This is a genomic window from Streptomyces sp. Edi4 (assembly GCF_040253615.1).
Classification (GTDB): Bacteria; Actinomycetota; Actinomycetes; order Streptomycetales; family Streptomycetaceae; genus Streptomyces.
Map to the genome: position 1 here is coordinate 6,934,655 of NZ_JBEJGY010000004.1, position 24,080 is coordinate 6,958,734.

The 24,080-nt window shown below is 70.6% G+C and carries 23 protein-coding genes; 18 read left to right on the forward strand and 5 right to left on the reverse strand.

What is annotated here, in order from left to right; all coding sequences use genetic code 11:
- Positions 1–145 precede the first annotated feature (145 nt).
- From ABR738_RS33220 to ABR738_RS33285, 14 genes are all read left to right on the forward strand, one after another.
- The gene (locus ABR738_RS33220) at positions 146–1,129 is read left to right on the forward strand and encodes an ABC transporter ATP-binding protein (RefSeq protein ID WP_350233631.1); all 984 of its coding nucleotides are present in this window, start codon (positions 146–148) and stop codon (positions 1,127–1,129) included.
- The gene (locus ABR738_RS33225) at positions 1,126–1,962 is read left to right on the forward strand and encodes an MlaE family ABC transporter permease (RefSeq protein ID WP_502964182.1); all 837 of its coding nucleotides are present in this window, start codon (positions 1,126–1,128) and stop codon (positions 1,960–1,962) included. Before ABR738_RS33220 ends, ABR738_RS33225 begins: the two co-directional genes overlap by 4 nt.
- 3 nt (positions 1,963–1,965) lie before the next feature.
- A complete protein-coding gene (locus tag ABR738_RS33230) occupies positions 1,966–2,769 on the forward strand; it encodes an MlaE family ABC transporter permease (protein WP_350233632.1) in 804 nt (267 codons plus the stop codon).
- Positions 2,766–4,031 carry an MCE family protein gene (locus ABR738_RS33235; protein ID WP_350233633.1) on the forward strand — a complete coding sequence of 422 codons (1,266 nt, stop codon included), beginning with the start codon at positions 2,766–2,768 and terminating at the stop codon, positions 4,029–4,031. The genes ABR738_RS33230 and ABR738_RS33235 overlap by 4 nt, the downstream gene beginning before the upstream one ends.
- Positions 4,028–5,059 (forward strand): MCE family protein, encoded by a 1,032-nt coding sequence (locus ABR738_RS33240; protein WP_350233634.1) that lies wholly within the window; start codon positions 4,028–4,030, stop codon positions 5,057–5,059. The genes ABR738_RS33235 and ABR738_RS33240 overlap by 4 nt, the downstream gene beginning before the upstream one ends.
- A gap of 74 nt (positions 5,060–5,133) precedes the next feature.
- Positions 5,134–6,138 carry an MCE family protein gene (locus tag ABR738_RS33245; protein ID WP_350233635.1) on the forward strand — a complete coding sequence of 335 codons (1,005 nt, stop codon included), beginning with the start codon at positions 5,134–5,136 and terminating at the stop codon, positions 6,136–6,138.
- Positions 6,135–7,361: an MCE family protein gene (locus ABR738_RS33250; RefSeq protein ID WP_350233636.1), complete on the forward strand. Its 1,227-nt coding sequence runs from the start codon at positions 6,135–6,137 to the stop codon at positions 7,359–7,361. The genes ABR738_RS33245 and ABR738_RS33250 overlap by 4 nt, the downstream gene beginning before the upstream one ends.
- Positions 7,358–8,644: an MCE family protein gene (locus ABR738_RS33255; RefSeq protein WP_350233637.1), complete on the forward strand. Its 1,287-nt coding sequence runs from the start codon at positions 7,358–7,360 to the stop codon at positions 8,642–8,644. The genes ABR738_RS33250 and ABR738_RS33255 overlap by 4 nt, the downstream gene beginning before the upstream one ends.
- Entirely contained in the window at positions 8,644–9,978 is a 1,335-nt protein-coding gene (locus ABR738_RS33260) for an MCE family protein (protein ID WP_350233638.1), read from the forward strand. Before ABR738_RS33255 ends, ABR738_RS33260 begins: the two co-directional genes overlap by 1 nt.
- The gene (locus ABR738_RS33265) at positions 9,978–10,481 is read left to right on the forward strand and encodes a hypothetical protein (protein WP_350233639.1); all 504 of its coding nucleotides are present in this window, start codon (positions 9,978–9,980) and stop codon (positions 10,479–10,481) included. Before ABR738_RS33260 ends, ABR738_RS33265 begins: the two co-directional genes overlap by 1 nt.
- Before the next feature lie 26 nt (positions 10,482–10,507).
- On the forward strand, positions 10,508–11,272 hold the full coding sequence (locus ABR738_RS33270; protein WP_350233640.1) for an ICP22 family protein: 765 nt from the start codon (positions 10,508–10,510) through the stop codon (positions 11,270–11,272).
- Between the two features lie 83 nt (positions 11,273–11,355).
- A complete protein-coding gene (locus ABR738_RS33275) occupies positions 11,356–11,883 on the forward strand; it encodes an Rv1363c family protein (protein ID WP_350233641.1) in 528 nt (175 codons plus the stop codon).
- 665 nt (positions 11,884–12,548) lie between these two features.
- Complete coding sequence (locus ABR738_RS33280) at positions 12,549–12,911, forward strand: hypothetical protein (RefSeq protein ID WP_502964183.1); 363 nt, start codon at positions 12,549–12,551, stop codon at positions 12,909–12,911.
- Entirely contained in the window at positions 12,908–14,185 is a 1,278-nt protein-coding gene (locus ABR738_RS33285) for a lytic transglycosylase domain-containing protein (protein ID WP_502964184.1), read from the forward strand. The genes ABR738_RS33280 and ABR738_RS33285 overlap by 4 nt, the downstream gene beginning before the upstream one ends.
- Positions 14,186–14,261: 76 nt before the next feature.
- Here the strand turns inward: ABR738_RS33285 and ABR738_RS33290 are convergent, their stop codons facing one another.
- On the reverse strand, positions 14,262–15,395 hold the full coding sequence (locus ABR738_RS33290) for an ATP-dependent DNA ligase (protein ID WP_350233642.1): 1,134 nt from the start codon (positions 15,393–15,395) through the stop codon (positions 14,262–14,264).
- A 55-nt stretch (positions 15,396–15,450) separates the two neighbouring features.
- On the opposite strand from ABR738_RS33290, the gene ligD reads away from it, so the two are divergent.
- A complete protein-coding gene (gene ligD, locus ABR738_RS33295) occupies positions 15,451–16,491 on the forward strand; it encodes a non-homologous end-joining DNA ligase (RefSeq protein WP_350233643.1) in 1,041 nt (346 codons plus the stop codon).
- 104 nt (positions 16,492–16,595) lie between these two features.
- Here ligD and ABR738_RS33300 read toward each other — a convergent pair whose 3' ends face one another.
- The gene (locus tag ABR738_RS33300) at positions 16,596–16,733 is read right to left on the reverse strand and encodes a hypothetical protein (protein WP_350233644.1); all 138 of its coding nucleotides are present in this window, start codon (positions 16,731–16,733) and stop codon (positions 16,596–16,598) included.
- Between the two features lie 412 nt (positions 16,734–17,145).
- Here ABR738_RS33300 and ABR738_RS33305 point away from each other — a divergent pair, with 412 nt between their 5' ends.
- Together ABR738_RS33305 and ABR738_RS33310 are read left to right on the forward strand one after the other, a co-directional pair.
- On the forward strand, positions 17,146–17,934 hold the full coding sequence (locus tag ABR738_RS33305; protein WP_350233645.1) for a VOC family protein: 789 nt from the start codon (positions 17,146–17,148) through the stop codon (positions 17,932–17,934).
- Positions 17,935–18,124: 190 nt separating this feature from the next.
- Positions 18,125–18,376 carry a WhiB family transcriptional regulator gene (locus ABR738_RS33310; RefSeq protein WP_350233646.1) on the forward strand — a complete coding sequence of 84 codons (252 nt, stop codon included), beginning with the start codon at positions 18,125–18,127 and terminating at the stop codon, positions 18,374–18,376.
- Positions 18,377–18,595: 219 nt separating this feature from the next.
- Here ABR738_RS33310 and ABR738_RS33315 read toward each other — a convergent pair whose 3' ends face one another.
- From ABR738_RS33315 to ssgD, 3 genes are all read right to left on the reverse strand, one after another.
- Entirely contained in the window at positions 18,596–19,564 is a 969-nt protein-coding gene (locus ABR738_RS33315; protein ID WP_350233647.1) for an acyl-ACP desaturase, read from the reverse strand.
- 541 nt (positions 19,565–20,105) lie between these two features.
- Entirely contained in the window at positions 20,106–21,746 is a 1,641-nt protein-coding gene (locus ABR738_RS33320; protein WP_350233648.1) for an ABC-F family ATP-binding cassette domain-containing protein, read from the reverse strand.
- 409 nt (positions 21,747–22,155) lie between these two features.
- Entirely contained in the window at positions 22,156–22,572 is a 417-nt protein-coding gene (gene ssgD, locus ABR738_RS33325) for a spore wall synthesis regulator SsgD (protein WP_350233649.1), read from the reverse strand.
- A gap of 366 nt (positions 22,573–22,938) precedes the next feature.
- On the opposite strand from ssgD, the gene ABR738_RS33330 reads away from it, so the two are divergent.
- Entirely contained in the window at positions 22,939–24,012 is a 1,074-nt protein-coding gene (locus tag ABR738_RS33330; RefSeq protein WP_350233650.1) for a WD40/YVTN/BNR-like repeat-containing protein, read from the forward strand.
- Positions 24,013–24,080 lie beyond the last annotated feature (68 nt).

Sequence of the window (24,080 nt, forward strand, 5' to 3'; positions counted from 1 at the left end):
ACTTGTCAACCAGTGACAAAGGAAAGAGGAATTGACGAATGCGGCCCTCCGGGATCTTGTTTCGGTGGCGCCGCGCACCTTACCGTGCGCCCCTTGGTGATCTCGCGTCGCTCTACGCATGTCGCGCATGCCTGCTGGAGGTGGGATGGGAATTGAAGTCGTGGTCGAGGATCTGACCAAGTCCTTCGGCAAGCAGAACATCTGGCAGGACGTCTCGCTCACGCTTCCCGCAGGAGAAGTCAGCGTCATGCTGGGCCCCTCCGGCACGGGAAAGACCGTCTTCCTCAAATCGCTCATCGGTCTCCTCAAACCGGAACGCGGCCGGGTTCTCATCAATGGCGTCGACATGGTGAACAGCCCCGAGCGGGAGATCTATGAGACGCGGAAGCTCTTCGGGTTGATGTTCCAGGACGGCGCGCTGTTCGGATCCATGTCGCTCTTCGACAACATCGCCTTTCCGCTGCGTGAGCACACCCGCAAGAAGGAGTCCGAGATCCGTCGCATCGTCATGGAGCGGGTCGACATGGTCGGACTGCTCGGCGCCGAGGAGAAGCTTCCCGGGGAGATCTCCGGCGGCATGCGCAAACGCGCCGGCCTCGCCCGCGCCCTGGTACTCGACCCCCAGATCATCCTGTGCGACGAGCCGGACTCGGGGCTCGACCCGGTGCGCACCGCGTTCATCTCGCAGCTCCTGATCGACCTGAACGCGCAGATCGACGCGACGATGCTGATCGTCACCCACAATCTCGACATCGCGGCGACCGTCCCCGACAACATGGGCATGCTCTTCCGTCGCAACCTCGTGACCTTCGGCCCGCGTGAGGTGCTGCTGACGAGCGAAGAGCCCGTCGTCGCGCAGTTCCTGAGCGGACGCCGCGAGGGTCCCATCGGGATGTCCGAGGAGAAGGACGCGGCGACCCTCGCCCAGGAACAGCTCGACTCCCCGTCCGGACCCGGGCTTTCACCCCGCCCGCTCGTCCCGCAGCTGGAGCCCTCGCCGGGGCTGCCCGCACGCCAGGCGGTGCTGCGCCGCAAACTGCGCGTCATGGCGATGCTCGACCAGCTGCCGCCCGCGGCCCGTCGCGCCATCGAGAATGGCCCGGCGCCGGAGCGGGAGGCCACGCCATGACGATGGAGGCCGAGAGAACGCCGCCCCCACCCACGCCCCCGCCGACCCGGCCACCGCGCGGGCCGCTTCCCGGACTCGGCGCGTTCCGCCAGACGGGACGGCTCTTCGCCCTCGCCGCCGCCGTCATCCGGGCGGTCTTTCGCCGGCCCTTCCAACTACGCGAATTCATCGAGCAGTTCTGGTTCATCGCCAGCGTCACCATCCTGCCCGCAGCCCTCGTCTCCATCCCGTTCGGCGCCGTCATAGCGCTCCAGGTGGGCTCCCTCACCCAGCAGCTGGGCGCCCAGTCGTTCACCGGCGGCGCCTCCGTCCTCGCCGTCATCCAGCAGGCGAGCCCCCTGATCGTGGCCCTGCTCATCGCGGGCGCCGGCGGCTCCGCGATCTGCGCCGACCTGGGCTCGCGCACCATCCGCGAGGAGCTCGACGCGATGGAGGTCATGGGCGTCTCGCCCGTACAACGCCTGGTCGTACCAAGGGTGTTGGCGACCATGTTCGTCGCCGTGCTGCTCAACGGAATGGTCTCCGTGGTCGGCACACTCGGCGGCTACTTCTTCAACGTCATCCTCCAGGGCGGCACCCCCGGCGCCTACCTCTCCAGCTTCTCCGCCCTGGCCCAGCTCCCCGACCTGTACGTCAGCGAGATCAAGGCACTGATCTTCGGATTCATCGCCGGCATCGTCGCCGCCTACCGGGGACTCAACCCGCGCGGCGGCCCCAAGGGTGTCGGCGACGCAGTCAACCAGTCCGTGGTCATCACCTTCCTGCTGCTCTTCTTCGTGAACATGGTCCTTACCGGGATCTATCTCCAGATCGTTCCCCCGAAGGGCGGCTGACCAATGGCCCCAGTCAGCCTCCTCGACCGCTCCGGCGACCAACTCGCTTTCTACGTACGGGCGTTGCTGTGGATACCGCGCACCCTGCGGCGCTACCTCAGGGAGGTCCAACGGCTGCTTGCCGAGGTCGCCTTCGGCAGCGGCGGCCTCGGAGTCATCGGCGGGACCATCGGCGTCATGATCGCCATGACCCTGTTCACCGGCACGGTGGTCGGCCTCCAGGGGTACGCCGCGCTCAACCAGATCGGCACCGCCGCCTTCACCGGCTTCGTCTCCGCCTACTTCAACACGCGCGAGATCGCCCCGCTGGTCGCGGGACTCGCGCTCTCCGCCACCGTGGGCGCGGGCTTCACCGCCCAGCTCGGCGCGATGCGCATCAACGAGGAGATCGACGCCCTGGAAGGCATGGGCATCCGCAGCCTCCCCTACCTCGTCACCACGAGGATCATCGCCGGGGTCGTCGCGATCATTCCGCTGTACGCGATCGGGCTGCTCAGCTCCTACTTCGCGTCCCGGATGACCACGGTCTTCTTCAAAGGCCAGTCACGCGGAACCTTCGACCACTACTTCAACCTGTTCCTCTCCCCGACCGACGTCCTGCTCTCCGTGCTCAAAGTGCTCATCTTCAGCGTGATGGTGATCCTGGCCCACTGTTACTACGGCTTCCGCGCCAGTGGGGGGCCGGCCGGTGTCGGCGTGGCGGTGGGCCGCTCGGTGCGCAACGCGATCGTGCTGATCGCGGTCACCGACTTCTTCCTCTCCCTCGCCCTGTGGGGCGCCACCACCACCGTGAAGGTGGCCGGATGAACGCGCGTACCGTACGCCGCCGCCTCGCCGGGGTCGTCTTCCTGCTCGTGCCGGCGCTGCTCATCTGGCTCTCGATAGCCGTCTACAACAAGGACTTCACCCGCTCGGACACGGTGACCGTGCTGACGAGCAGCGTGGGCAACGAGATGCACCGGGGCGCCGAGGTCAAGCTGCGCGGCGTCGTCGTCGGCGAGGTCCGCGCCATCAGCACCGACGGCGACGGAGCAAGGCTGACCCTCGCTCTGCGCCCCGGGGGACTCAGCCACATCCCCGCCGACGTCCGGGCGCAGATGCTGCCGACCACCCTGTTCGGCGAACGGTTCGTGGCGCTCGTGCCCCCGCCGAACCCATCCACGAGAGCGCTCTCAGCCGATGCGACCATCCCCCAGGACCGGTCCCGCAACGCCATCGAACTGGAACAGGTCCTCGACCACGTCCTGCCGATGCTCACCGCCGTCAAGCCGGACAGACTCTCCTCCACGCTCTCCGCTGTCGCCCAGGCGCTGCGCGGACGCGGCACCGAGCTCGGCGACACCTTCGCCACCCTGGACGCGCACCTGAGGAAGTTCAACCCCGAGCTGCCCACGCTCAACGCCGACCTGGTGCGACTCGTCAAGGTCACCCAGACCTACAGCGACGCCGCCCCCGACATCCTGAGAGCGCTTACCGACGCCACGACCACCACGGGCACCCTGGTGGATGAGCGCTCCCAACTCCTGGCTGTCTACGGGCGGACGACCACAACCGCCCAGGACCTCACGGCCTTCCTGCAGCAGAACAAGGACAACATCATCCGGCTGAGCGCCGTGAGCCGACCGACCCTGGAACTCCTCGCCAAGTACGCGCCGTCCTTTCCGTGCACCCTGCGGACGCTGGCCGGCTTCGTCCCCGCGATGGACAAGGCGCTCGGCAAGGGCACCGGCCAACCCGGGCTCCACGTCAGCGTCAAAACGGTGCCCTCGCTCGGCAAGTACGTGCCCGGACGCGACACCCCCGCGTACACCGCCGATGGCGGCCCGCAGTGCTATCCGGTGCCCTACCTCGGCGCCCCGCTCCCCGCTGAGAGCGCTCTCACGCATACGGACACGAACCCGGCCGCGACCTCGAACACCGGTCTCGGCCTGCCGAACTCGCCCCAGGAGAACCAGCTGGTGAACGAGCTGCTCGCGCCAGGCCTCAAGGAGTCCGCCGCGTCCCTGCCGGACTGGAGCAGTCTGCTCGTCGGGCCGGCCCTGCGCGGAGCGGAGGTGAGCATCGGGTGAACCGTCGCAGCATCGCGGGGCCCCTGATCAAGTCCCTGGTCTTCGTCCTGGTGACCGCGCTCGCCACCACCGTGCTCGCGCTGTCCATCGCCAACACCGGGGTGGGGGACACCGTCTCCTACCGGGCGCGCTTCACCGACACGACCGGCCTGATCGAGGGCGACAGCGTCCGTATCGCCGGCGTGAAGGTCGGCCAGGTCGACCAGGTGCGGGTCGTGGACCACCGGCTCGCCCAGGTCACGTTCTCCGTGCGGCGCGGCCAGACCCTGCCCGGCACGACCACCGCCGCCATCAAATACCTCAACATGGTCGGGCAGCGGTATGTCGAGCTGGGCCGGGGCACGGGCCAGGTCGGGGCGACGCTGGCACCCGGCGCGACCATCCCCCTGGAACGCACCACGCCCGCCCTGGACCTCACCCAGCTCTTCAACGGCTTCCAGCCGCTGTTCGAAGGGCTCTCACCCAAGGACGTCAACCAGCTGGCCGGCTCCATCGTGCAGGTCCTCCAGGGTGAGGGCACCACCGTGGACAGCCTCCTGCGGCACATCGGCTCACTGACCACCACCGTCGCCGCCAAGGACAAGGTGATCGGTGAGGTCATCACCAACCTCAACACCGTCCTGAGCACCGTCAACGACCGTGAGGCGGGCTTCAACGACCTGGTGGTCACGCTCCAGAAACTGGTCTCCGGGTTCGCCGGGGACCGCAAACCCCTCGGCGAGGCCATCGCCGCCATGGGTGACCTCACCACGGTGACCGCCGGCCTGTTCCGGGACGGCAGGGCCCCGCTCAAGGAGGACATCAAACAACTGGGCAGGCTGTCCTCGAACCTCGCTGAGAGCGCTCCCACCATCGAGAACTTCCTGACCAGGACCCCGGCCAAGATGCGGGCCGTCACCCGTATCGCGTCGTACGGATCCTGGCTCAACCTCTACCTCTGCGAGGCCAAGGTGTCCGGCGTGAAGACCGAGGACGGCAGCGCGCCGCCCACCGGAATCCCGGTCAGCGAATCGAGGTGCCAGGGATGAGATTCCCCGTGCCGCGCCGGCGACGGCCCGGACGGCGGCCGCGCCCCGCCGTGCGGCGCTTTCGCCTCAAGCCCATGAAGGAACGCAACCCCGTCGCGGTCAGCCTCGTGGGGCTGCTGGTCCTGGCGCTCATCGGCGTGGCCGCCTACAACGCCGACTCGCTGCCGTTCATCGGCGGCGGCACGACCTACAGCGCCGACTTCTCCGAGTCCGCCGGGCTGCGCGACGGCGACGAGGTGCGGATCGCCGGGGTCAAGGTCGGCGAGGTCAAGGCGGTCACCCTGGACGGCGCCAAAGTGAAGGTCGCCTTCAAAGTGCGGGACGCCTGGATCGGCGACGCGTCGACCGCGGCGATCGCCATCAAGACACTGCTCGGCGAGAAGTACCTGGCCATCGACCCGCTCGGCAGCGCACGGCAGAACCCGGGCAGCCGCATACCGCTGTCCCGCACGACCTCTCCGTACGACGTCACCCAGGCCTTCGAAGGGCTCAGCAACACGATCGGCGACATCGACACCGCTCAGCTCGCCAAGAGCTTCGAGACGATCTCGGACACCTTCAAGGACTCGCCGCCCGAGGTGCGCACGGCCGTGTCCGGCCTGTCGGCGCTCTCCAAAACCGTCTCGCAGCGCGACAGCCAGCTCGCCCAACTCCTCAAGGGCAGCGAGCAGTTGACCAAGACGCTGGCCGACAAGAAGAGCAGTTTCGAAACCCTCATCGACGACGGCGGTCTTCTCCTGGGTGAGCTCAAGCAACGCCGCGACGCCATCCAGGCACTCCTCACCGGAACCCGCGGACTCGGCACCCAGCTCACCGGCCTGGTCAAGGACAACAACGCCCAACTCAAGCCGGCACTGGCGGCGTTGGGGCGCGTCACGGATGTCCTGGTCAAGAACCAGGCGGGTCTCGACCGCACCCTGGCGCTGGCCGGCCCCTACTACCGGCTCGTCGGCAACACCGTCGGCAACGGCCGCTGGTTCGACACCTACATCTGCGGCCTCGTCCCCAGGAACTACCTCCCGGCGAAGTCGCTCCCGGGCACCGGCTGCATGCCGCCGAAGAACGGAGGCTACGCGTGAGCCGGCGACGCGCTCTCTCCATCGTGCTGGCCCTCGCGGCCGTCGCCGCCACCGTGGTCGGCGGCCTGCGGGTGTTCGCCGGCTCCGGCGGCAAACACATCACCGCCTACTTCGACCGGGCGGTCGGCATCTACCCGGGCTCCGACCTGCGGGTTCTCGGAGTCAAGGTCGGCGAGGTCGATTCCGTGACCCCGCAGGGCCGGCAGGTCAAGGTCGTGGTCACCCTCGATCCGGGCGTGAAGGTGCCCAAGGACGCGCGGGCCGCCGTCGTCTCGCCCAGCGTCGTCGCCGACCGTTACGTCCAGCTCACCCCCGCGTACACCGGCGGACCCGAGATCGCCGACCGGGCGGAACTGCCCGCTTCCCGCAACGCCACCCCCGTCGAGGTCGACCAGCTGTACGCCTCGTTGACCGAGCTCAGCAAGGCGCTCGGCCCCACCGGGGCGAACTCGGCGGGAGCGCTCTCAGGGCTCCTCGACACCGGCGCCCGCAACCTCAACGGCAACGGCGCCGCGATCGGCGACTCCATCGAGCAGTTCGGCAAGGCCGCCAAGACGCTCGACGGCAGCAGCGACCACCTCTTCAACACGCTGTCCTATCTCCAGACGTTCACCACGATGCTGAAGAACAAGGACGGCGCGGTGCGCGACGCGCAGAACCAACTCGCCGACGTCACCTCGTTCTTCGCCGACAACAAGGACAACCTCGCGGGCGCGCTCAAGGAGCTCGGCACTGCGCTCGGCGACGTCAAGACCTTCATCCAGGACAACCGCGCCGGCCTCAAGGCCGAGGTCGACAAGCTCACCCCGCTCACGCAGATCCTGGTCGATCAGCGCGCCTCGCTCGCGGAAGCCCTCGACACCGCGCCGCTGGCCGCCGGGAACGCTCTCAACGCCTACGACCCGGTGCACCGCACGCTGGACGGGCGCGGCGACATCAACGAGATCAGCATGGGCGGCGACCTCGTCCGTGCCCCGAACCCGGCGGTGGCCGGCGACGCGCCGCTCGTGCCGGTGCCGCAGGCGAGTCTGAGAGCGCTCCCAGCGCTGCCGCTTCCCCCCGTGGGCACGGTGTACGGGACGTCCGTCGACACCGCGAAGGACTCTGGCAACCCGGCCCCCTTGGGCGCCCCGGCCCCCTCAAGCGGCCCGGGCGAGCCGTCGGGCAGTTCTCCAGCCGGCTCGTCCCCGGGCTCCGGGGCCAGGAGCGGGGGCCAGGGATGAAGGGGCGTATTGGCCGGCGCACGGGCGCGGCGCTGGGGGCAGGCGTCGCGGTCGTCGTCGCCCTGGCCCTCACCCTCGGCAGCTGCTCGCTCCCGTCGTTCTCCGGACTCGACCAGCTGCCGCTGCCCGGAGGCGCCGACCTGGGGAGCCACCCGTACGACATCACCGCCGACTTCGCCGATGTGCTGAGCCTGGTCCCGCAGGCCGCGGTGAAGGTCAACGACGTCGCAGTCGGCCGCGTCACCAGAGTGACCCTCGCCCCCGACGGCTGGTCGGCCAAGGTCACCATGCGGATCCGGGGTGATGTGGCGCTGCCCGCCAACGCGTACGCCCAGCTGGAACAGTCCAGCCTCCTGGGGGAGAAGTTCATCCAGCTCTCCGCGCCGGCGAAGGGGACCAAGGAGGCACCCCAGGGACGCCTTGGCCCGGGCGCCGCCATCCCGATCGCACGGACCAACCGCAACCCGGAGGTCGAGGAGGTTTTGGGAGCGCTCTCCATGCTGCTCAACGGAGGCGGCGTCAGTCAGCTCAAGACCATCACGACCGAGCTCAACAAGGCCATCGCGGGCCGCGAGCCGCAGGTCCGCTCCATGCTCCAGCGCGTCAACACCCTCGTCACCGACCTCGACGGCCACCGCGGTGACATCACCGACGCCCTCGACGGAGTCAACCGCCTCTCCGCGACCCTGGCCACCCGCAAGCAACAGGTCGGCACGGTGCTCACCGGACTCTCCCCGGGACTCAAAGTCCTTGAGGATCAACGGGGTTCACTTCTGACGATGCTGAAGTCGCTGGACTCCCTTTCCACGGTCGCCGTCGCGACGGTCAACAAGAGCAAGGACGACATGGTGGCCGACCTGAAGGCGATCGCACCGACCCTCAAGTCGCTGGCGGATTCCGGCAAGGACCTGCCGGACTCGCTCCAGGTGCTGCTCACCTATCCGTTCACCGACGAGGTGCTGCGGGGCGTCAAGGGCGACTACCTCAACGTCTACCTCGATGTGACGGCCGCGCCCGGCACGCAGATCATTCCGCCGCTCACGACGGGGCCCGCTCCGACGGCGTCACCGACGTCACCGGCGTCGACTGCGCCGAAAGCGGCGGCCAAGTCGCCGGACACGCCGAGCGGTCAAGGTGGTCAGGCCGGTCAGGCCGGTGGGGGAGGCCGAAGCAGCCAAAGTGGGCAGAGCGGCCAGGGAGATCCCGGTAAGGGCAGCGGGCGCGGCACAGAGAGTCCGCCACTCGGCCTGCCGCCCCTCGGGGGCCAGGGAGGTACGCGCTGATGCTGACCCTGGCGACCAGACTCAAGAACGTCGCGTTCCTCGTCATCGGTGTCCTGGTGCTCGGCTACACCGGATTCCGGTATGCCGACGTCGGCCACTACATCGGCATCCGCGACTACTACACGGTGAAGGTCCATCTCGCTGAGACGGGCGGGCTGTTCACCCACTCCAACGTCACCTACCGGGGCGTCTCGGTCGGACGGGTGGGGCCGATCGGGCTCACCGACGACGGCGTCGTCGCCGAGCTGCGCATCGACAACTCGGCGCCGCCCATCCCGAGCGCGTTGCAGGCGGTGGTGGCCAACCTGTCCGCCGTCGGGGAGGAGTACATCGACCTGCGGCCCACTTCCGCCGGCGCGCCCTACCTGGGAGACGGCGCCGTGATCGCGCAGTCCGACACGCGCACCCCGGCGCCCGTCACCACCGTACTGACCAGTGTGAACGATCTCGCCGCCTCCGTGCCGCTGGAGTCGCTGCGCACGGTCGTCGACGAGTTCGGCAAGGCATTCGAAGGGCGCGGAGACGACCTCCAGGCGCTGCTCGACAACGGCAGCGACTTCGTGCGGGCCGCGGACAGGGCGTTGCCGAGTACGAAGACGCTGCTCGCCGACGGTGAAAGCGTTCTCAGTACCCAGGCCGACGAGGCGCAGGCCATCAAGACCTTCGCGTCCGGAGCGCGGAGCCTGGCGGCCACGCTGAAGGATTCGGACACCGATCTGCGCCGTCTGATCGCCGCCGCGCCTGATGCCGCCGGGCAGGTCAGCGGGCTGCTCAGGGATCTCGACCCGCAGCTCAGTGTGGTGCTCGCCAATCTCCTCACCACGGCGGACGTGGCCGTGACCCGGCAGCGTGGAATCGAGGAACTGCTGGTGAAAGTACCCCCGTTGGCCGCCGCCGGCGCCACCGCCATCGACGCGAAGGGCGCCCACCTCGGCATGGCGACCACCTTCTTCGCGCCGCTGCCCTGCACCGACGGGTACGGCGGTACCACCTACCGCAACGGCCTCGAAACCCTCGACACCCCCCAGCTCAACACCAAGGCCCGATGCGCCGCGCCGGCGAGCAGCGGCATCGACGTACGGGGCTCGGCGCACGCCCCGAGCGGAGGGCCGGTTCCGGACCCGGCCCGACCGGGGTCCTTGCCGGCCGGGTCGTACCAGGCGGCCGACCGGTCTTCCGCGCCGGGAGCGTCACCCGAAGCCGTACAGGAGCAGCTTCCCGGCGCACTCGGACTGCCGGCCCTGCCCGGCGGCGGCCCATCGGACCTGGCCGGACTACTCGGTCTGAGGCGTGACGCGGCAGGAAACGCTCCTGGACAGGACGGGCGGCCGTGATGCGGTGTCCGAGTGGGATCCGGCTCCGTCGCGTCCTCGTGGTGGCCGTGATCGCGCTCTCAGCGGCCTTCACGGTGCTCGGGGGATGGGCCTACCTCGAGGCGCGCGGCGACTCGTCCCTGGCGTACGCCGCCTCGCGCGACGCCGCACTGAAGGCGGGCCGTACGCAGATCGCAGCGCTCTCGACACTGGACGCCGCCCACCCCGACGCGGCGTTGCGCACCTGGCTCGACGCCTCCACGGGGCCCCTTCACGACGAGCTCCGTCGGGCGGGCATCGCGAAACCGTCGACCTCGGCACGCGGCGATGTCACCGACGCCGCGCTCACCGCGCTCGACGACCGGGCGGGCAGCGCAAAGCTGATCGCGACCGTGCAGGTCCGGCTCACTCCGACGAGCGGCACCGCCACCACCGACCGCAAGCGCTTCGAAGCGGCGCTCGAACGCACCGACTCCGGCTGGAAGTTGAAGGCACTCAACGCGGTCCCGGTCGCCGCCCCCTGACCCCGCAGCGATAGGGAGAAGACAGCGTGAGCACAGCAGAGGTGGAGGCCACCCCGGGCCCGGACGGAGACCGGGCAGCCGACGAGGACCAGGGCGCCGGACGAGCGAGTGGACCCGAACATCCGGGCCCGGGCTCGCAGGCCCAGGCCCAGGCGGCCCCGGCCCAGGCCCCGCACGCCGGCCCGACGGATCACGACGGCGCCCAACCCGCTGACCCGGCGGATTTCGGCGGCGCCCGCCCCACCGACCCGATGGAACCCGACGGCGCCCGCCCCGCCGACGACGTGCCGTCCGGACGTCCACGTCGGGTGCTCGTCCTCGCCTGCGTCCTGATTCTTCTCCTGAGCGGCGGCGGACTGCTGTTCGCGGCAAGGCAGTTGACCGACGCGCCGGCCGCGAACAACCGGGCGCTCACCGACGCCGGGGCGACCACGCAAGTCATCGGGGACGTCAGCGACACGCTCGGCAAGGTGTTCTCCTATGTGCCCCAGGACACCGGCGTCACCGAGGACGCGGCGCGGGACCTGCTCGGCGGGCGCGCCGCGAGTCAATACGCCGCGCTCTTCGGCGAGTTGAGGCAGCGCGTGGCGGAGCAGAAGCTCAGCCTGACCACTCATGTGGTGCGGGCCGCGGTGGTGCGGCTGACCCGCGACCAGGCAGAGCTGCTGGTCTTCCTCGACCAAAGGGCGCAACGAGACGGAAAGCCGGCGACCGCTGCCGCCGCCCAACTGCACGTTACCGCCCAACTCATCGGCGGTCACTGGCAGATCACCGACATGCAGGCACGTTAGACGGCGCCGCCCGGCGCCCCTCGTCCCCAGGGCCACCACCCACCGAGACCTCACAGCCGCCACACAGAGGGAGCCCCAAGAACATGGCACGCATGACGATCCAGCCCCTGCTCGTCGTCGCTATGGCGCTCACGTTGCTCGCGGGCGGGTTCGCGGCGTGGGCGGGCTGGTCCTGGTACGGCGCCGCGCACGACGACTCCGCCGCTTACGCCCGTTCCCGGGACAGGGTCCTCGCGGCGGGCGAGCAGGCCGTGCAGAACCTCTCTACCCTCGACCACAAGGACCTCGCCCACGGTCTCGACATGTGGCAGGACTCCACCACCGGCGACCTGCACCAGCAACTGGCAGCAGGGCGAGGCGAGTTCGAGAAGCAGGTGCAGCAGGCGCAGACCGTGACCACCGCCAAGGTGCTCGACGGCGCGGTCACCGAGCTCGACGACCGGGCCGGCCGGGCCCGGGTCATGGTGGCTCTGCGCATCACGGTGCAGGCGCCCAAACAGCAGCCCGCGGCCAAGGACAGCCGGATGCTCGGCGAACTCACCCGCACGCCGGGCGGCTGGAAGCTCAGCGCACTCGGCCAGGCCCCGGTCGGCAACAGCGCGGCCAACTGATCCCTCTCTCGTACTCCGGACAGGAGCCGCACATGTCGACCACCCGCCACCTGGTCAACCGCCAACGCCGCCTGGCTCACGCGGACGCCGCCCGCGCCGCAGTCGAGTCGCCGCCCGAGGCGGGGCGCGGCGCTGGGAAATCTGCTACATCCCCCATCTCCCCAGCGTCCCCTACGAAGCCTGGTAAGTCCCTTGTGCGCAAGGGGAATTCGCGTGGCAATGTCCCAGGGGCAGGGGCAGGGGCAGGGGCAGGGGCGGAGCCCGCGGCATCCTCGGCGTCGCCGACGTCTTCGGGTGCCCCGGGCTCTCAGGCGCGCAGCCGCTTCCCCGCCCCGCGACGCCGGCCTGGCAGGGGGGACGGCGAAGACGCGGGCGGGGCGACCGGTGTCGGAGGTGGGGACCGCGGTGAGGCCGGCAGGAAGGTTGGCGAAGAGGCCGGCGACGGGGCGGACGTCGGACGTGTCGTCTCGGTTCTGCGCCGGGTCACCCGCGTCCCCCTACCCGTCGTTCTGTGCGTACTCGTCGTCCTGTTCGGCGCGTTCGGCGGCCTCGCCCTCACCCGGGCCGAGGCGCTGCGTTCCGACCCGGCCGCCCGGAACGCCGCCCTGACCGATCCCGCCCGTACCAGCGATGTCAAGGGCCAGACCGCCAAAGCCGTCGCCGCGTTGTTCTCGTACAACTACGCGGACACCGCCCCCACCGACAAGGCGGCCTCAACTCTTGTGACCGGCAAGGCGGTTCAGCAGCACCACGACATGCTGGCCGCCGTCCGGTCCCAGGGCAAGGACCAGAAACTGGTGCTGACGACCACCGTGACGGAGAGCGGAGTGGAGATGATCGACGGCTCCCGCGCCCGGGTTCTCGTCTACGCCGACCAGAGCAGCACGCGGACGGCGGGCAAGAAGCCCGAAACGTCCTACGCCGCCGCGATGTTCGCCGTCGACGTGGTGCGCGGAAGCGGCTCCAGTGGTTCCAGCGGTTCCACCTGGAGGATCTCCGGCATCGACACCTTCGGGCAGGGATCATGAAGGCCCCGCAAGGGCTCGTCGGTGCCTGGCCCATCGCGCTCCGGCTGCCCGGCGGAAAGCGCTTTCGGCGGGGCCTTACCGGTACGGCGGTGGCGGCCGTCACGATGGCCGCGCTCACTGCCTCGCAGGCCCCCGGCCTGCTGGGTACCGTGCCCCAGCGGCAGGAGGGAGCGGCTGCCGGATCCGGGGTCACGCCGAGCGAGCAACCGCCGTCCGACGGTTCCTACCACACGGAACTCCCGCCACTCATCCCGCCGCAGGACTCGCAGAGCCCGCAGTCCCCACCACCCCCGCAGGACTCTCCTGGGGCGGCGGTGTCCGATCCGGTGTGGGACCAGGAGGGCATCCCGGCCACCGTGCTCGCCGCCTACCAGCAGGCGCAGAGAGCGCTCTCACGCACGGTGCCGGGCTGTCATCTTCCCTGGCAACTGCTCGCGGCCCTGGGCAAGGTCGAGTCGGGGCACGCGGGCGGGGGGCGAGTCGACGCGCACGGCACCACCCTCACGCCGATCCTCGGACCGGTGCTGAACGGCGCGGGCTTCGCGCACATCGCCGACACCGATCACGGGACGCTGGACGGAGACGACCACTACGACCGTGCCGTGGGGCCCATGCAGTTCATCCCGTCCACTTGGGCCACCTGGGCTCAGGACGGCAATGGCGACGGAAGGAAGGACCCCAACAACGTCTTCGACGCGGCGCTCGCAGCCGGCGTGTATCTGTGCGCGGACGCCCGGAACCTGGCCGTCCCGGCCGACCTGGAGCGCGCGGTCCTGAGCTACAACCACTCCGCCGACTATCTGCGTACGGTCCTGTCGTGGCTGGACTTCTACCGCCGGGGCACCCATACCGTGCCGGACGGGAAGGGAGCGCTTCCCAGCACGCCGGGAGCCGGCAGCGCCGGGCAGATGGACGCCGACCACGGCCGTAAGCAGGGTGGCGGGATCGTGATCGGACCCCAGCCGGGAGGCGTGCGGCCCTCGGCCTCGGTGCCGACGCCGCCCGTGGGCAGCCCCACCTCCTCGCTTCCGCCGCATCCGCCCTCCGCGTCCCCCTCCGGCTCCGCTTCGCCGTCCCCCTCGGCTTCGCCTTCGTCGTCCGAGGGCCCCGGTCAGTCTCCGTCGCCCTCGCCCTCTGAGAGCGCGACCAACGGCCCCTCGCCGTCGGGGAGCCCCGGCGGGCCGGCCTGCTCCAGCGGGCCGCCCTCGGCCTCCGCGACGCCGGACCCGAGCGTTCCACCATCAGGCCCGGGCTGCCCGTCACCTACTCCCTGACGTTCTCCTTGACGTGCTCCCTGACGGCGTTCGGAGCTTGCGGAGCCCCGGCAAGGCTCCGATCGGCCCCCGAGGCTCACCCGCCGTCCGTCGTCTCCTCCGGCGAACCGGCCCCCGGCGAACCGGCCCCCGGCGTCAGGACTTCCGGCGACAGGACCTCCGCGAGGTCGTAACCGACCGGCTCCTCCAACTGGGCGTAGGTGCAGCTGCTGGGAGCGCGATCAGGACGCCAGCGCCGGAACTGCGCGGTGTGGCGGAACCGGTCTCCCTCCATGTGGTCGTACGCCACCTCCACCACCAGCTCGGGCCGCACCGCCACCCACGACAGGTCCTTCTTGCCGGTCCAGCGGCTGGTGGCACCCGGCAGACGTGCGCCCTCGTGTGCGGCCTCCTCGGCCCAGGCGGCCCACGGGTGGCCCTCGGCCACGGGATCGGTCATGAGCAGCGGGGCGAGTTCTTCGATCAGTTCCGCTCGGCGCTTCATCGGGAACGCGGCGCACACGCCGACGTGCTGCAGAGCGCCCTCGGCGTCGTGCAGGCCGAGCAGGAGCGAGCCGACGACCGGACCGCTCTTGTGATGGCGGTAGCCGGCCACCACGACATCCGCCGTGCGCTCGTGTTTGATCTTGTACATGAGGCGGGCGTCGGGCCGGTAGGGCAGATCGAGCGGTTTGGCGACGACGCCGTCGAGTCCCGCGCCCTCGTACTGGTCGAACCAGCGGCGCGCCACCTCGATGTCGGTCGTGGCCGGGGCCAGGTAGACCGGCGCTGAAACCGCTCTCAACGCCTCGGTCAGCAGGGCCCGGCGCTCGGTCAGAGGTGTGTCGAGCAGCGCCGTGTCCCCGAGCGCCAGCAGGTCGAAGGCGACGAAACTGGCCGGGGTCTGCTCGGCGAGCAGTCTCACGCGGGACGCGGCGGGGTGGATGCGCTCGGTGAGCCGGTCGAAGTCCAGGCGCCCCTGGTACGCGATGACGATCTCACCGTCCACCACGCAGCGCTCGGGCAACCGCTGCGCCAGGGCTGCCGCCAGTTCGGGAAAGTAGCGGGTCAGAGGCTTGCCGTTGCGACTGCCGATGACGACGTCGGCGCCGTCCCGGTGCACGATCGCCCGGAACCCGTCCCACTTCGCCTCGTACTGCATCCCGGGCGGAATCTTCGCCACGGACTTGGCGAGCATCGGCTTGACGGGCGGCATCACCGGGAGATCCATGCAGCCGATTCTTACCGATATGCGCCATTGTCGCCCTCCGCCTACCGTGGCCTGCATGGGTAAGGGTGAGGCGATCGAGCTGGAGGTCGGCGGGCGGACCGTGCGGCTCTCGAATCCGGACAAGGTGTACTTTCCCGAGCCCGGCTACACCAAGCTGGACGTGGCGCGGTACTACCTGGCCGTCGCCGACGGCATCACCCGTGCTGTGCGCGACCGGCCCACCACGTTGGAGCGCTATCCCGACGGGGTCGACGGCGAGTCGTTCTTCCAGAAGCGGGCCCCCAAGAACCTCCCCGAATGGATTCCCACCGCCAGGATCGAGTTCCCGAGCGGACGGCACGCGGACGAGATCTGCCCCACCGAACCGGCCGCCGTTGTATGGGCCGCGCAGCTCGGGTGCCTGACGTTCCACCCGTGGCCGGTACGGCGCGAAGCCACCGACCACCCCGACGAACTCCGCATCGACCTGGACCCCCAGCCCGGGACCGACTTCGATGACGCCGTCCCCGTGGCTCACGAACTGCGGGCCTTTCTGGGGGAGTTGGGCATCACTGGCTGGCCGAAGACGTCCGGCGGGCGGGGCATCCACGTCTTCGTGCCCATCGAGCCGCGCTGGACGTTCACCGAGGTGCGCCGCTGCGCCATCGCCATCGGGCGTGAGCTGGAGCGCCGCATGGCGGGCCGGGTCACCACGGCCTGGTGGAAGGAGGAACGCGGCGAGCGGATTTTCGTGGACTACAACCAGACCGCGCGCGACCGCACCATCGCCTCCGCCTACTCGGTGCGCCCCAAGCCGCACGCCCCGGTCTCGGCGCCGCTGCGCTGGGACGAACTCGACGACGTGCACCCCACGGACTTCGACCTGCGGTCCATGCCCGCGCGCTACGCCGAACTCGGCGATCTGCACGCGGACATGGACGACCACGCCTTCGGACTTGAGCCGCTGCTGGAACTCGCGGAGCGGGACGAGCGCGACCATCGGCTCGGCGACATGCCGTACCCGCCGGACTATCCCAAGATGCCGGGGGAGCCCAAACGGGTGCAGCCGAGCCGCGCCGCCAAGGACCCCGCCAGGAGCCCCGCCAAGGACACCTGAGCACGGCAGCTCGCCGACACGGACACGGCGATACCCCGGCACGACAGTCGGGCAGCACGTCAGTCCGGCAGCACGTCAGCGCGGCCGTGCGGACCAGAGGCGAGTCAGGCGGCCGGGGCTGGCGAGGCGGGCGCGAAGGCCGCCGAGCCCATCCCGCGTTCCTTGGTGTCGGCGTCGGTGAAGGCATCGGTGAACACGAAGGAGCCGATGGGCACCTTGCGTTCGTCGCTGAGCGCGGCCACCAAGTCCTGTGCCGTTACCGTCTCCAGGACGGCCCGGGCGCTGGGAGCGCTCTCAGGCAGGCGTGCGATGCCCAGGTTGCGGGCAGAGGCGACGTTTCGGGTGGTGATTAGGCGGCGGTACGCGCTGGGTCGGTCGGTCGGCGCACTCCGGGTGACGCCGTGGTGAGAGCGTTCTCGGGGCCGCGCCAGACCGGGGAGAGCTCGGGCCGGCGGTCCCTTTGGGAGCGCTCTCAAAGGTTGGGCCAGCCTGCCGGCCCTCGGCCAGGGGGCACCGTGGGAGCGCTCTCAGCCCCCTCAGGCCCCCAGCCGCCCCCGCCCCTTCCGTACCGAATTGTCAGCACCCGGTACAAGACTCAAGATGGCAGGACAACGGGATCCCCGACGGAGCTCACGCTTCACGAAGGAGCTCATCATGCTCACCACCCGTTATGTCACGGGCTCTCCCAGCTGGTTCGATCTCGGCACACCGGACATGGACGCAGCGGCGGCCTTCTACACGGGCGTGTTCGGCTGGAGTTTTCAGCCTGGCGGGCCTGAGGTCGGCGGGTACGGCACGTTCCAGGCCGGGGGCAAGACCGTCGCGGGCGGCATGGCGGCCGACCCCGGGCAGGGCGAGCCCGCCTGGAAGGTGTACTTCCAGACCTCGGACATCGAAGCCACGGCCCGATCCGTCGGGCAGGCCGGGGGTAGCGTCACCGCGCCGCCCATCGACGTCATGGAGCTCGGCCGCAGCGCTTTCTTCCGGGACCCGGCGGGCGTCGGCTTCGCGGCCTGGCAGCCGCAGCGGATGAACGGCATGGAGGCGGCCGGCGACCCCGGCACTCTGGGCTGGGTCGAGCTGTATACCCCGGACGTCAAGGCGGCCACCGAGTTCTACCACGCGGTGTTCGGCTGGGAGACCTCCGAGGTGCCTTTCCCCGGCGGCACCTATACGACCGTCAACCCCGCCACCGCCGGGCCGGATTCCATGTTCGGCGGCATGGTTCCGTTGGACAACGACGCGGTGGAGGCCGAGGCGGGCGCCTACTGGATGCCGTACATCGAGGTGGACGACGCCGACGCGACGGCTGCCAGGGCGCGGGAACTCGGCGGCACCGTCCGCATGGCCCCCATGGACGTGGCGGGGGTGGGGCGGCTGGGCAGGATCGCCGATCCGTTCGGTGCGCGCATCGCCTTCGTCACGAGTTCGGCGGCGTCCTGACCGCGGGTCGGGCGCGGGCCGGGCGGACGTTCCGGCGGAGGCCCCGGCGGTGCCGGGTCCCCAGCGGTGCCGGGTCGGGCGCGGCGGGACCGATACGGCCCGCGACGCCGACCGCGCCCCCGGGGTGATCGACGTCGGCGTTCACCGTTCGTTGACCGGACGTTGATCGGCGCCCGGGAGCGTGGCAGACATGCTGAACAAGACCATCGACACCGGCACGGAACTCGCCTGGCAGGAGAACGCGTTGTGCGCGCAGGCCGGGCCCGAGTTCTTCTTCCCGGCACCGGGCAGTTCGACGCGCGAGGCCAAACAGCTCTGCGGTGCCTGCGAGCAGCGCAAAGCCTGCCTCGAGTACGCTCTGGCCAACGACGAACGGTTCGGAGTGTGGGGCGGCCTCTCCGAGCGGGAACGGCTCGACCTGCAACGCGCCCGGCAGCGCTGAGAGCGCTCTCGGGGCTGCGTCCGCGCCCGCCCCGGCGCCCGCCCCCGCACCTGCCCTAGCCCTTGGCCCTTCCCGGCGTCCGCCCGCCCGAACGCCTGCCCCAGCGCTTGCCCAGGCCTCCGCCCGGCGCACCCGGACGTACGCCCGAACGCCTGCCCCGACGCACGCCCGGACAGCACGCCAGGGCGCCGCCGTGTACCCGGCAGCGCCCTCGGAAGATCAGCGACGAGCCGCCATCCGCGCCTTGCGTGCGGCCAGCTTCTCGTCGAACTTGGCCGCCTCGGAGTCCAGCCCACCCATGTACATGCCGAGCTCTTCCTGAGCCTTCAGGCCCTCGGGGCCGAGCCCGTCGATCTCCAGGACCCTGAGGTGGCGCAGCACCGGCTGAAGGACGTCGTCGTGGTGGATGCGCATGTTGTAGATCTCGCCGATCGCCATCTGCGCCGCCGCCCGCTCGAAACCGGGCATGCCGTGACCGGGCATCCGGAAGTTCACGACGACGTCCCGCACCGACTGCATCGTCAGATCCGGGGCGATCTCGAAGGCCGCTCCGAGCAGATTGCGGTAGAAGACCATGTGCAGGTTCTCGTCGGTCGCGATGCGCGCCAGCATCCGGTCGCAGACCGGGTCGCCCGACTGATGGCCGGTGTTGCGGTGCGAGACGCGCGTCGCGAGCTCCTGGAAGGCGACGTAGGCGACCGAGTGCAGCATCGAGTGCCGGTTGTCGGACTCGAAGCCCTCGCTCATGTGCGCCATCCGGAACTGCTCCAGCTTGTCCGGATCCACCGCGCGCGAGGCGAGCAGGTAGTCGCGCATCACGATGCCGTGCCGGCCCTCCTCGGCGGTCCAGCGGTGAACCCACGTGCCCCACGCGCCGTCGCGGCCGAACAGCGAGGCGATCTCGTGGTGGTAGCTCGGCAGATTGTCCTCGGTGAGCAGGTTGACCACCAGGGCGATCTTTCCTATGTCGGTGACCTTGGACTGCTGCGGGTCCCAGGCCTCGCCGTCCTCGAAGAGGCCGGGGAAGTTACGGGCGTCGGACCAGGGCACGTAGTCGTGCGGCATCCAGTCCTTGGCGACCTTGAGGTGCCGGTTGAGCTCCTTTTCGACTACCTCTTCCAGCGCGAACAGCAGCCGGGCGTCAGTCCACGCGTCCGAACTGCCGAGGTGGGGAGAAGTGATCGTCACGGGGGTGCTCCAGGGGGACGGAAAAGGGGGACGGCAGGCGTACCTACGCATACGTAGGTTACGAGACCGTAGGTTAAGGCGGCCGTAAGCCCCAGCCAAGTCCGTCCTTCCCTTCGTCCGGTTACGTTCTGTTATAGGCGCAGGCAGGCGAGGTCGAAGGAGCGGCAAGTCACCTCCTCGAACGAGGGCATCCTGTGAAGCGAAACACGTGCTGGGCCCATGCGGAAACAAGACGCGCGCGGGGCCCGGCCGGATCGCGTGCGACCCGGCCGGGCCCCGCCCCCGCCCCGTGACAGCCGCCGGGCCCCGCCCCCGCCCCGTGACAGCCGCCGGGCCCCGCCCCCGCCCCGTGACAGCCGCCGGGCCCCGCCCCCGCCCCGTGACAGCCGCCGGGCCCCGCCCCCGCCCCGTGACAGCCGCCGGGCGGCGGCCGACCCGGCGTACCCCCCGGCGGCCGACCCGGCGCACCGCCCGGCGGCCGCCAGCTCAGCGCACCGCCCGACAGCGCCCGGCTCAGCGCACGCCCCGGGCGCCGCCCGGCTCAGCGCACCGCCAGACCGTCCCTGACCGCTTCCGCCGTCGTGTCGGTGAGTTTCCCGTCGAGCAGCAGCCAGCGGGTTACGCCGATCGACTCCAGGAACGGCACGTCGTGGCTCGCCACGACGAGCGCGCCCTCATAGGCTTCGAGCGCGGCCTTGAGAGCGCTCACACTGGCCATGTCCAGGTTGTTGGTCGGCTCGTCCAGCATCAGCAGCCGGGGCGCGGGCTCCGCCAGGAGTAGCGCGGCGAGCGTGGCCCGAAAGCGCTCTCCGCCCGAGAGGGTCCCCGCCGGCCGTTCCGCCCGCGCCCCCTTGAACAAGAACCGGGCCAGCCGCGCCCGGATCGCGTTGTCGGTGGCTCCGGGGGCATGGCGGGCCACGTTCTCCACCACGCTCGCAGCGTCGTCGAGTACGTCCAGACGCTGGGGCAGGAAGCGCAGCGGCACATGGACCTCCGCCTCGCCTGCCACCGGCTCCAGCTGTCCGGCGAGCGTTCTGAGCAACGTGGTCTTGCCCGCTCCGTTCCGCCCGACCAGCGCGATCCGCTCGGGGCCGCGCACATCGAGTTCGCCCTCCACTCGCGCCCCGTAGGCAAGACGAAGGTCCCTCAGGGTCAGGACCCTGCGGCCCGGGTGCACCGTGGTGAGCGGCAACTCGATCCGGATCTCCTCGTCGTCACGTACGGCCTCCGCCGCATGGCCGAGGCGTTCGCGCGCCTGGTCGAGGCGTTCGGTCTGCAGGACGCGGTGTTTGCCCGCCGACACCTGCGCCTCGCGCCGGCGGTTGTTGGCGACGATCCGCGGCACCACCTTGTTGTCGTAGCTCTGCTGGCCATAGCGCTGACGCCGCGCCAGTTTGACCTGTGCTTCGGTCAGTTCACGCTTTTGGCGCTGGACATCGGCCTCAGCCACTCGCACCATCCGTTCGGCCGCCTCCTGTTCGGCCCGCAGTGCCTCCTCGTACGCCGTGAAGTTGCCGCCGTACCATGCGAGTTGCCCCTCGCGCAGGTCGGCGATGCGGTCCACCCGGTCCAGGAGCTCCCGGTCGTGGCTGACCACGAGGAGCACCCCGTTCCAGGAGTCGACGGCGTCGTACAGGCGTCGCCGGGCGGGCAGGTCCAGATTGTTCGTCGGCTCGTCGAGCAGCAGGACATCGGGGCGCTTCAGCAGCAGTGCGGCCAGGCGCAGCAGCACCGACTCGCCGCCCGAGAGTTCGCCGATCGTGCGGTCCAGGCCGATGGCGCCGAGACCGAGCTGGTCGAGTGCGGCCCGGGCGCGCTCCTCGACGTCCCAGGCGTCGCCCACCGTCTCGAAGTGCCGCTCGTCCGCGTCGCCGCCCTCGATGGCGTGCAGCGCGGCGCGTACCGCGTCGATGCCCAGGGCCTCGTCCACCCGTGAGGTGGTGTCCAGGACCAGGTTCTGCGGCAGGTATCCGACCTCGCCCGCCGTCCTGATCGACCCCGAGCTCGGGGTCAGGGAGCCCGCGACGAGCTTCAACAGGGTTGACTTTCCTGACCCGTTGAGGCCGACGAGGCCGGTGCGGCCGGGACCGACGGCGAGCTGGAGGTCCTCGAAGACGGGCGTGCCGTCTGGCCACGCGAAGGACAGCGCGGGGGAGCTGATCTGGAGGGGGGAAGATGACATGCGGGTCTCCCGGTTGCGGGGAAGAGGAATGCGGGCAACGGGGGTTCTGAGACACCGCTCAGGGCACGAAGAAGGCCCTGGTCGTCTGGGGGACATGGCTCGGAGGCAGAGGTCACACCGGACGCGCCGCACGGAAGGGAGTGCGCGTGGCGGTGTCTCAGGGCCTCAGACGAGCAACGTCCTGCTCCATTCGACGACAACAGGGCCAGTCACGAACGTACGCCGCCGCCCGGCGCACGGGCAAACCATTTAACGGCCGGCGTCGGCAGGCCGGGCGGCGGGCCGGGCGGCGGGCCGGGCGGCAGGCAGGGAGCCGGGGGAGCCGGGAAGGCCGGGAGATCCGGGGCACCGCCCGGCCGGGCAGGATCGGAGACGGAGCGGGAGGGGGCGCCGGCCCCGGCGGATCTGTTCAGCAGGCGTCGCGCAGCAGGACGGCCAAGTCCTTGTCCAGATCGAGGTACTGGTGCTCACGGCCGGCCGGCACCAGGAGCTGGGCGCGCTGGAGGAAGCGGCGGACCTCGGAAGTGCGGATGTGCACCATGGCGACGCCCTCACGGGCGTGGAACTCCAGGACGGTGCGGTCGTAACCGTAGGGGCGCACCCGTACGTCGCCGACCCCCGAGGGGGTGTCGACGCCCGCTTCGAGCAGTTCGCGGGCGAACTCCCAGGAGACGTCGGTGCCTTCCAGGGTGGCAGGCGCCGGGAAGGCCATCCGCACGGCGAAGGGATCATCGGGGTCGTAGCGCAGTGTCGCGGGCACGGTCTCCATGCGGGGCGCGGACGCGATCAGGCGTACCTGGACGGGCTGCTCGATGACGGTGGACAAAGCCCTGCTCCCTCAGCCTCGGGGGTTCTCTCCTGCCGCCCGGAGAGACGTCGAAACGCAGTGTTGCGTGCACCGGAGGTTCACGTGACCTGCGTCACTGCCGACCGTCAACGCGCGGCGCGCGAGGCACATTGGTCGTCATGGCGCTGGTTCCCCCTATCACTCCAGCCACACTGGATCACTCGCGTCTCGTATGGCTCAACGGCTGGCCCCTCGTTTCCCCTCGTTGTCCCTCGTTGTCCCTCCTTGCACAGTGGACTTCAGTGAGTGGTGCGCGATTGCCTTACGCCCCGCCGCTCGGTCGCCGGGGGCCTGCGGCGTACGCACTCTGGACGGGCGAGTGGGGCTGGGCTAGCTTCCGACGCCATGAGGTCCATGGGGAAGACGCGACGCATGCTGTCGGCGGGGGCGGGCGCGCTGGCGCTCGCGGCCGCGCTGGCGGTGCCGGCCCAGGCGCACGAACACCGCACGCCCGGCTGGCAGATGAAGGACACCGCGAGTGACGCCCGCTTCCGGGGGCTCGCCGCCGTCAGCCGGTCCACCGCCTGGGTGGCCGGGACCAAGGGCACGGTCCTGCGGACCCTGGACGGCGGCCGCACCTGGAAGAACGTCTCCCCGCCCGGCGCGGCCGGTCTCGAATTCCGCGACGTCGAGGCGTTCGACGCCCGGCGCGCCGTGGTGCTGGCCATCGGCGAGGGCGAGGCGTCCCGGGTCTATCGCACCGAGGACGGCGGAGTCACCTGGAGCGAATCGTTTCGCAACACCGACCCGAAGGCGTTCTACGACTGCCTGACGTTCTTCGACCCCCGGCACGGCCTGGCGATGAGCGACCCCGTCGACGGCAAGTACCGCATCCTGTCCACCGCGGACGGCGGCCGATCCTGGAAGGTCCTGCCAAGCCGCGGGATGCCGGCCGCCGAGCCCGGCGAGGCGGGCTTCGCCGCGAGTGGCCAGTGTCTGGTGGCCTCCGGACCGAGGGACGTGTGGCTGGCCACGGGAGGCGGCGCCACCGGACGCGTGCTGCACTCCGGCGACCGGGGTCTGACCTGGACCGCGGCGGAGGCGGGCATCGACGCGGGCGACCCGGCCCGTGGGGTGTTCGGGCTCGCCTTCCGCGATCGTACGCACGGTATCGCGGTCGGTGGCGACTACCGGGCGGGACAGCCGTCACCGAGGGCCGCGGCGGTCACCGGGGACGGCGGCCGGCACTGGGACCCGGCGGCAACGCCCGTGGCCGGCTACCGCTCGGGCGTCGCCTGGCTCCCGCACACCCGGGCGTCCGCGCTCGCCGTCGGACCGACCGGCACCGACGTGACCCGCGACGGCGGCCGCACCTGGACCACGGTGGACACCGGTTCGTACGACACGGCCGACTGCGCCCACGACGGCGGCTGCTGGGCCGCCGGCGAGCAGGGCCGGGTGGCGCGGCTCACGGACTAGAGGAGCGCTCACGCGCCGGGCGGGCGCCAACGCACTGGACGGGCGCTCGCGGATTGGCCCGGTGCATA

Excerpts from the sequence above, each read along its gene's own strand:
- ABR738_RS33230 (WP_350233632.1), top strand. The coding sequence starts at position 1,966 with ATGGCCCCAGTCAGCCTCCTCGACCGCTCCGGCGACCAACTCGCTTTC.
- ABR738_RS33245 (WP_350233635.1), top strand. The coding sequence starts at position 5,134 with ATGAAGGAACGCAACCCCGTCGCGGTCAGCCTCGTGGGGCTGCTGGTC.
- ABR738_RS33275 (WP_350233641.1), top strand. The coding sequence starts at position 11,356 with ATGGCACGCATGACGATCCAGCCCCTGCTCGTCGTCGCTATGGCGCTC.
- ABR738_RS33320 (WP_350233648.1), bottom strand. The coding sequence starts at position 21,746 with ATGTCATCTTCCCCCCTCCAGATCAGCTCCCCCGCGCTGTCCTTCGCG.
- ABR738_RS33290 (WP_350233642.1), bottom strand. The coding sequence starts at position 15,395 with ATGGATCTCCCGGTGATGCCGCCCGTCAAGCCGATGCTCGCCAAGTCC.
- ABR738_RS33220 (WP_350233631.1), top strand. The coding sequence starts at position 146 with ATGGGAATTGAAGTCGTGGTCGAGGATCTGACCAAGTCCTTCGGCAAG.
- ABR738_RS33255 (WP_350233637.1), top strand. The coding sequence starts at position 7,358 with ATGAAGGGGCGTATTGGCCGGCGCACGGGCGCGGCGCTGGGGGCAGGC.
- ABR738_RS33225 (WP_502964182.1), top strand. The coding sequence starts at position 1,126 with ATGACGATGGAGGCCGAGAGAACGCCGCCCCCACCCACGCCCCCGCCG.
- ABR738_RS33235 (WP_350233633.1), top strand. The coding sequence starts at position 2,766 with ATGAACGCGCGTACCGTACGCCGCCGCCTCGCCGGGGTCGTCTTCCTG.
- ABR738_RS33305 (WP_350233645.1), top strand. The coding sequence starts at position 17,146 with ATGCTCACCACCCGTTATGTCACGGGCTCTCCCAGCTGGTTCGATCTC.
- ABR738_RS33310 (WP_350233646.1), top strand. The coding sequence starts at position 18,125 with ATGCTGAACAAGACCATCGACACCGGCACGGAACTCGCCTGGCAGGAG.
- ligD (WP_350233643.1), top strand. The coding sequence starts at position 15,451 with ATGGGTAAGGGTGAGGCGATCGAGCTGGAGGTCGGCGGGCGGACCGTG.
- ABR738_RS33260 (WP_350233638.1), top strand. The coding sequence starts at position 8,644 with ATGCTGACCCTGGCGACCAGACTCAAGAACGTCGCGTTCCTCGTCATC.
- ABR738_RS33265 (WP_350233639.1), top strand. The coding sequence starts at position 9,978 with ATGCGGTGTCCGAGTGGGATCCGGCTCCGTCGCGTCCTCGTGGTGGCC.
- ABR738_RS33330 (WP_350233650.1), top strand. The coding sequence starts at position 22,939 with ATGAGGTCCATGGGGAAGACGCGACGCATGCTGTCGGCGGGGGCGGGC.
- ABR738_RS33285 (WP_502964184.1), top strand. The coding sequence starts at position 12,908 with ATGAAGGCCCCGCAAGGGCTCGTCGGTGCCTGGCCCATCGCGCTCCGG.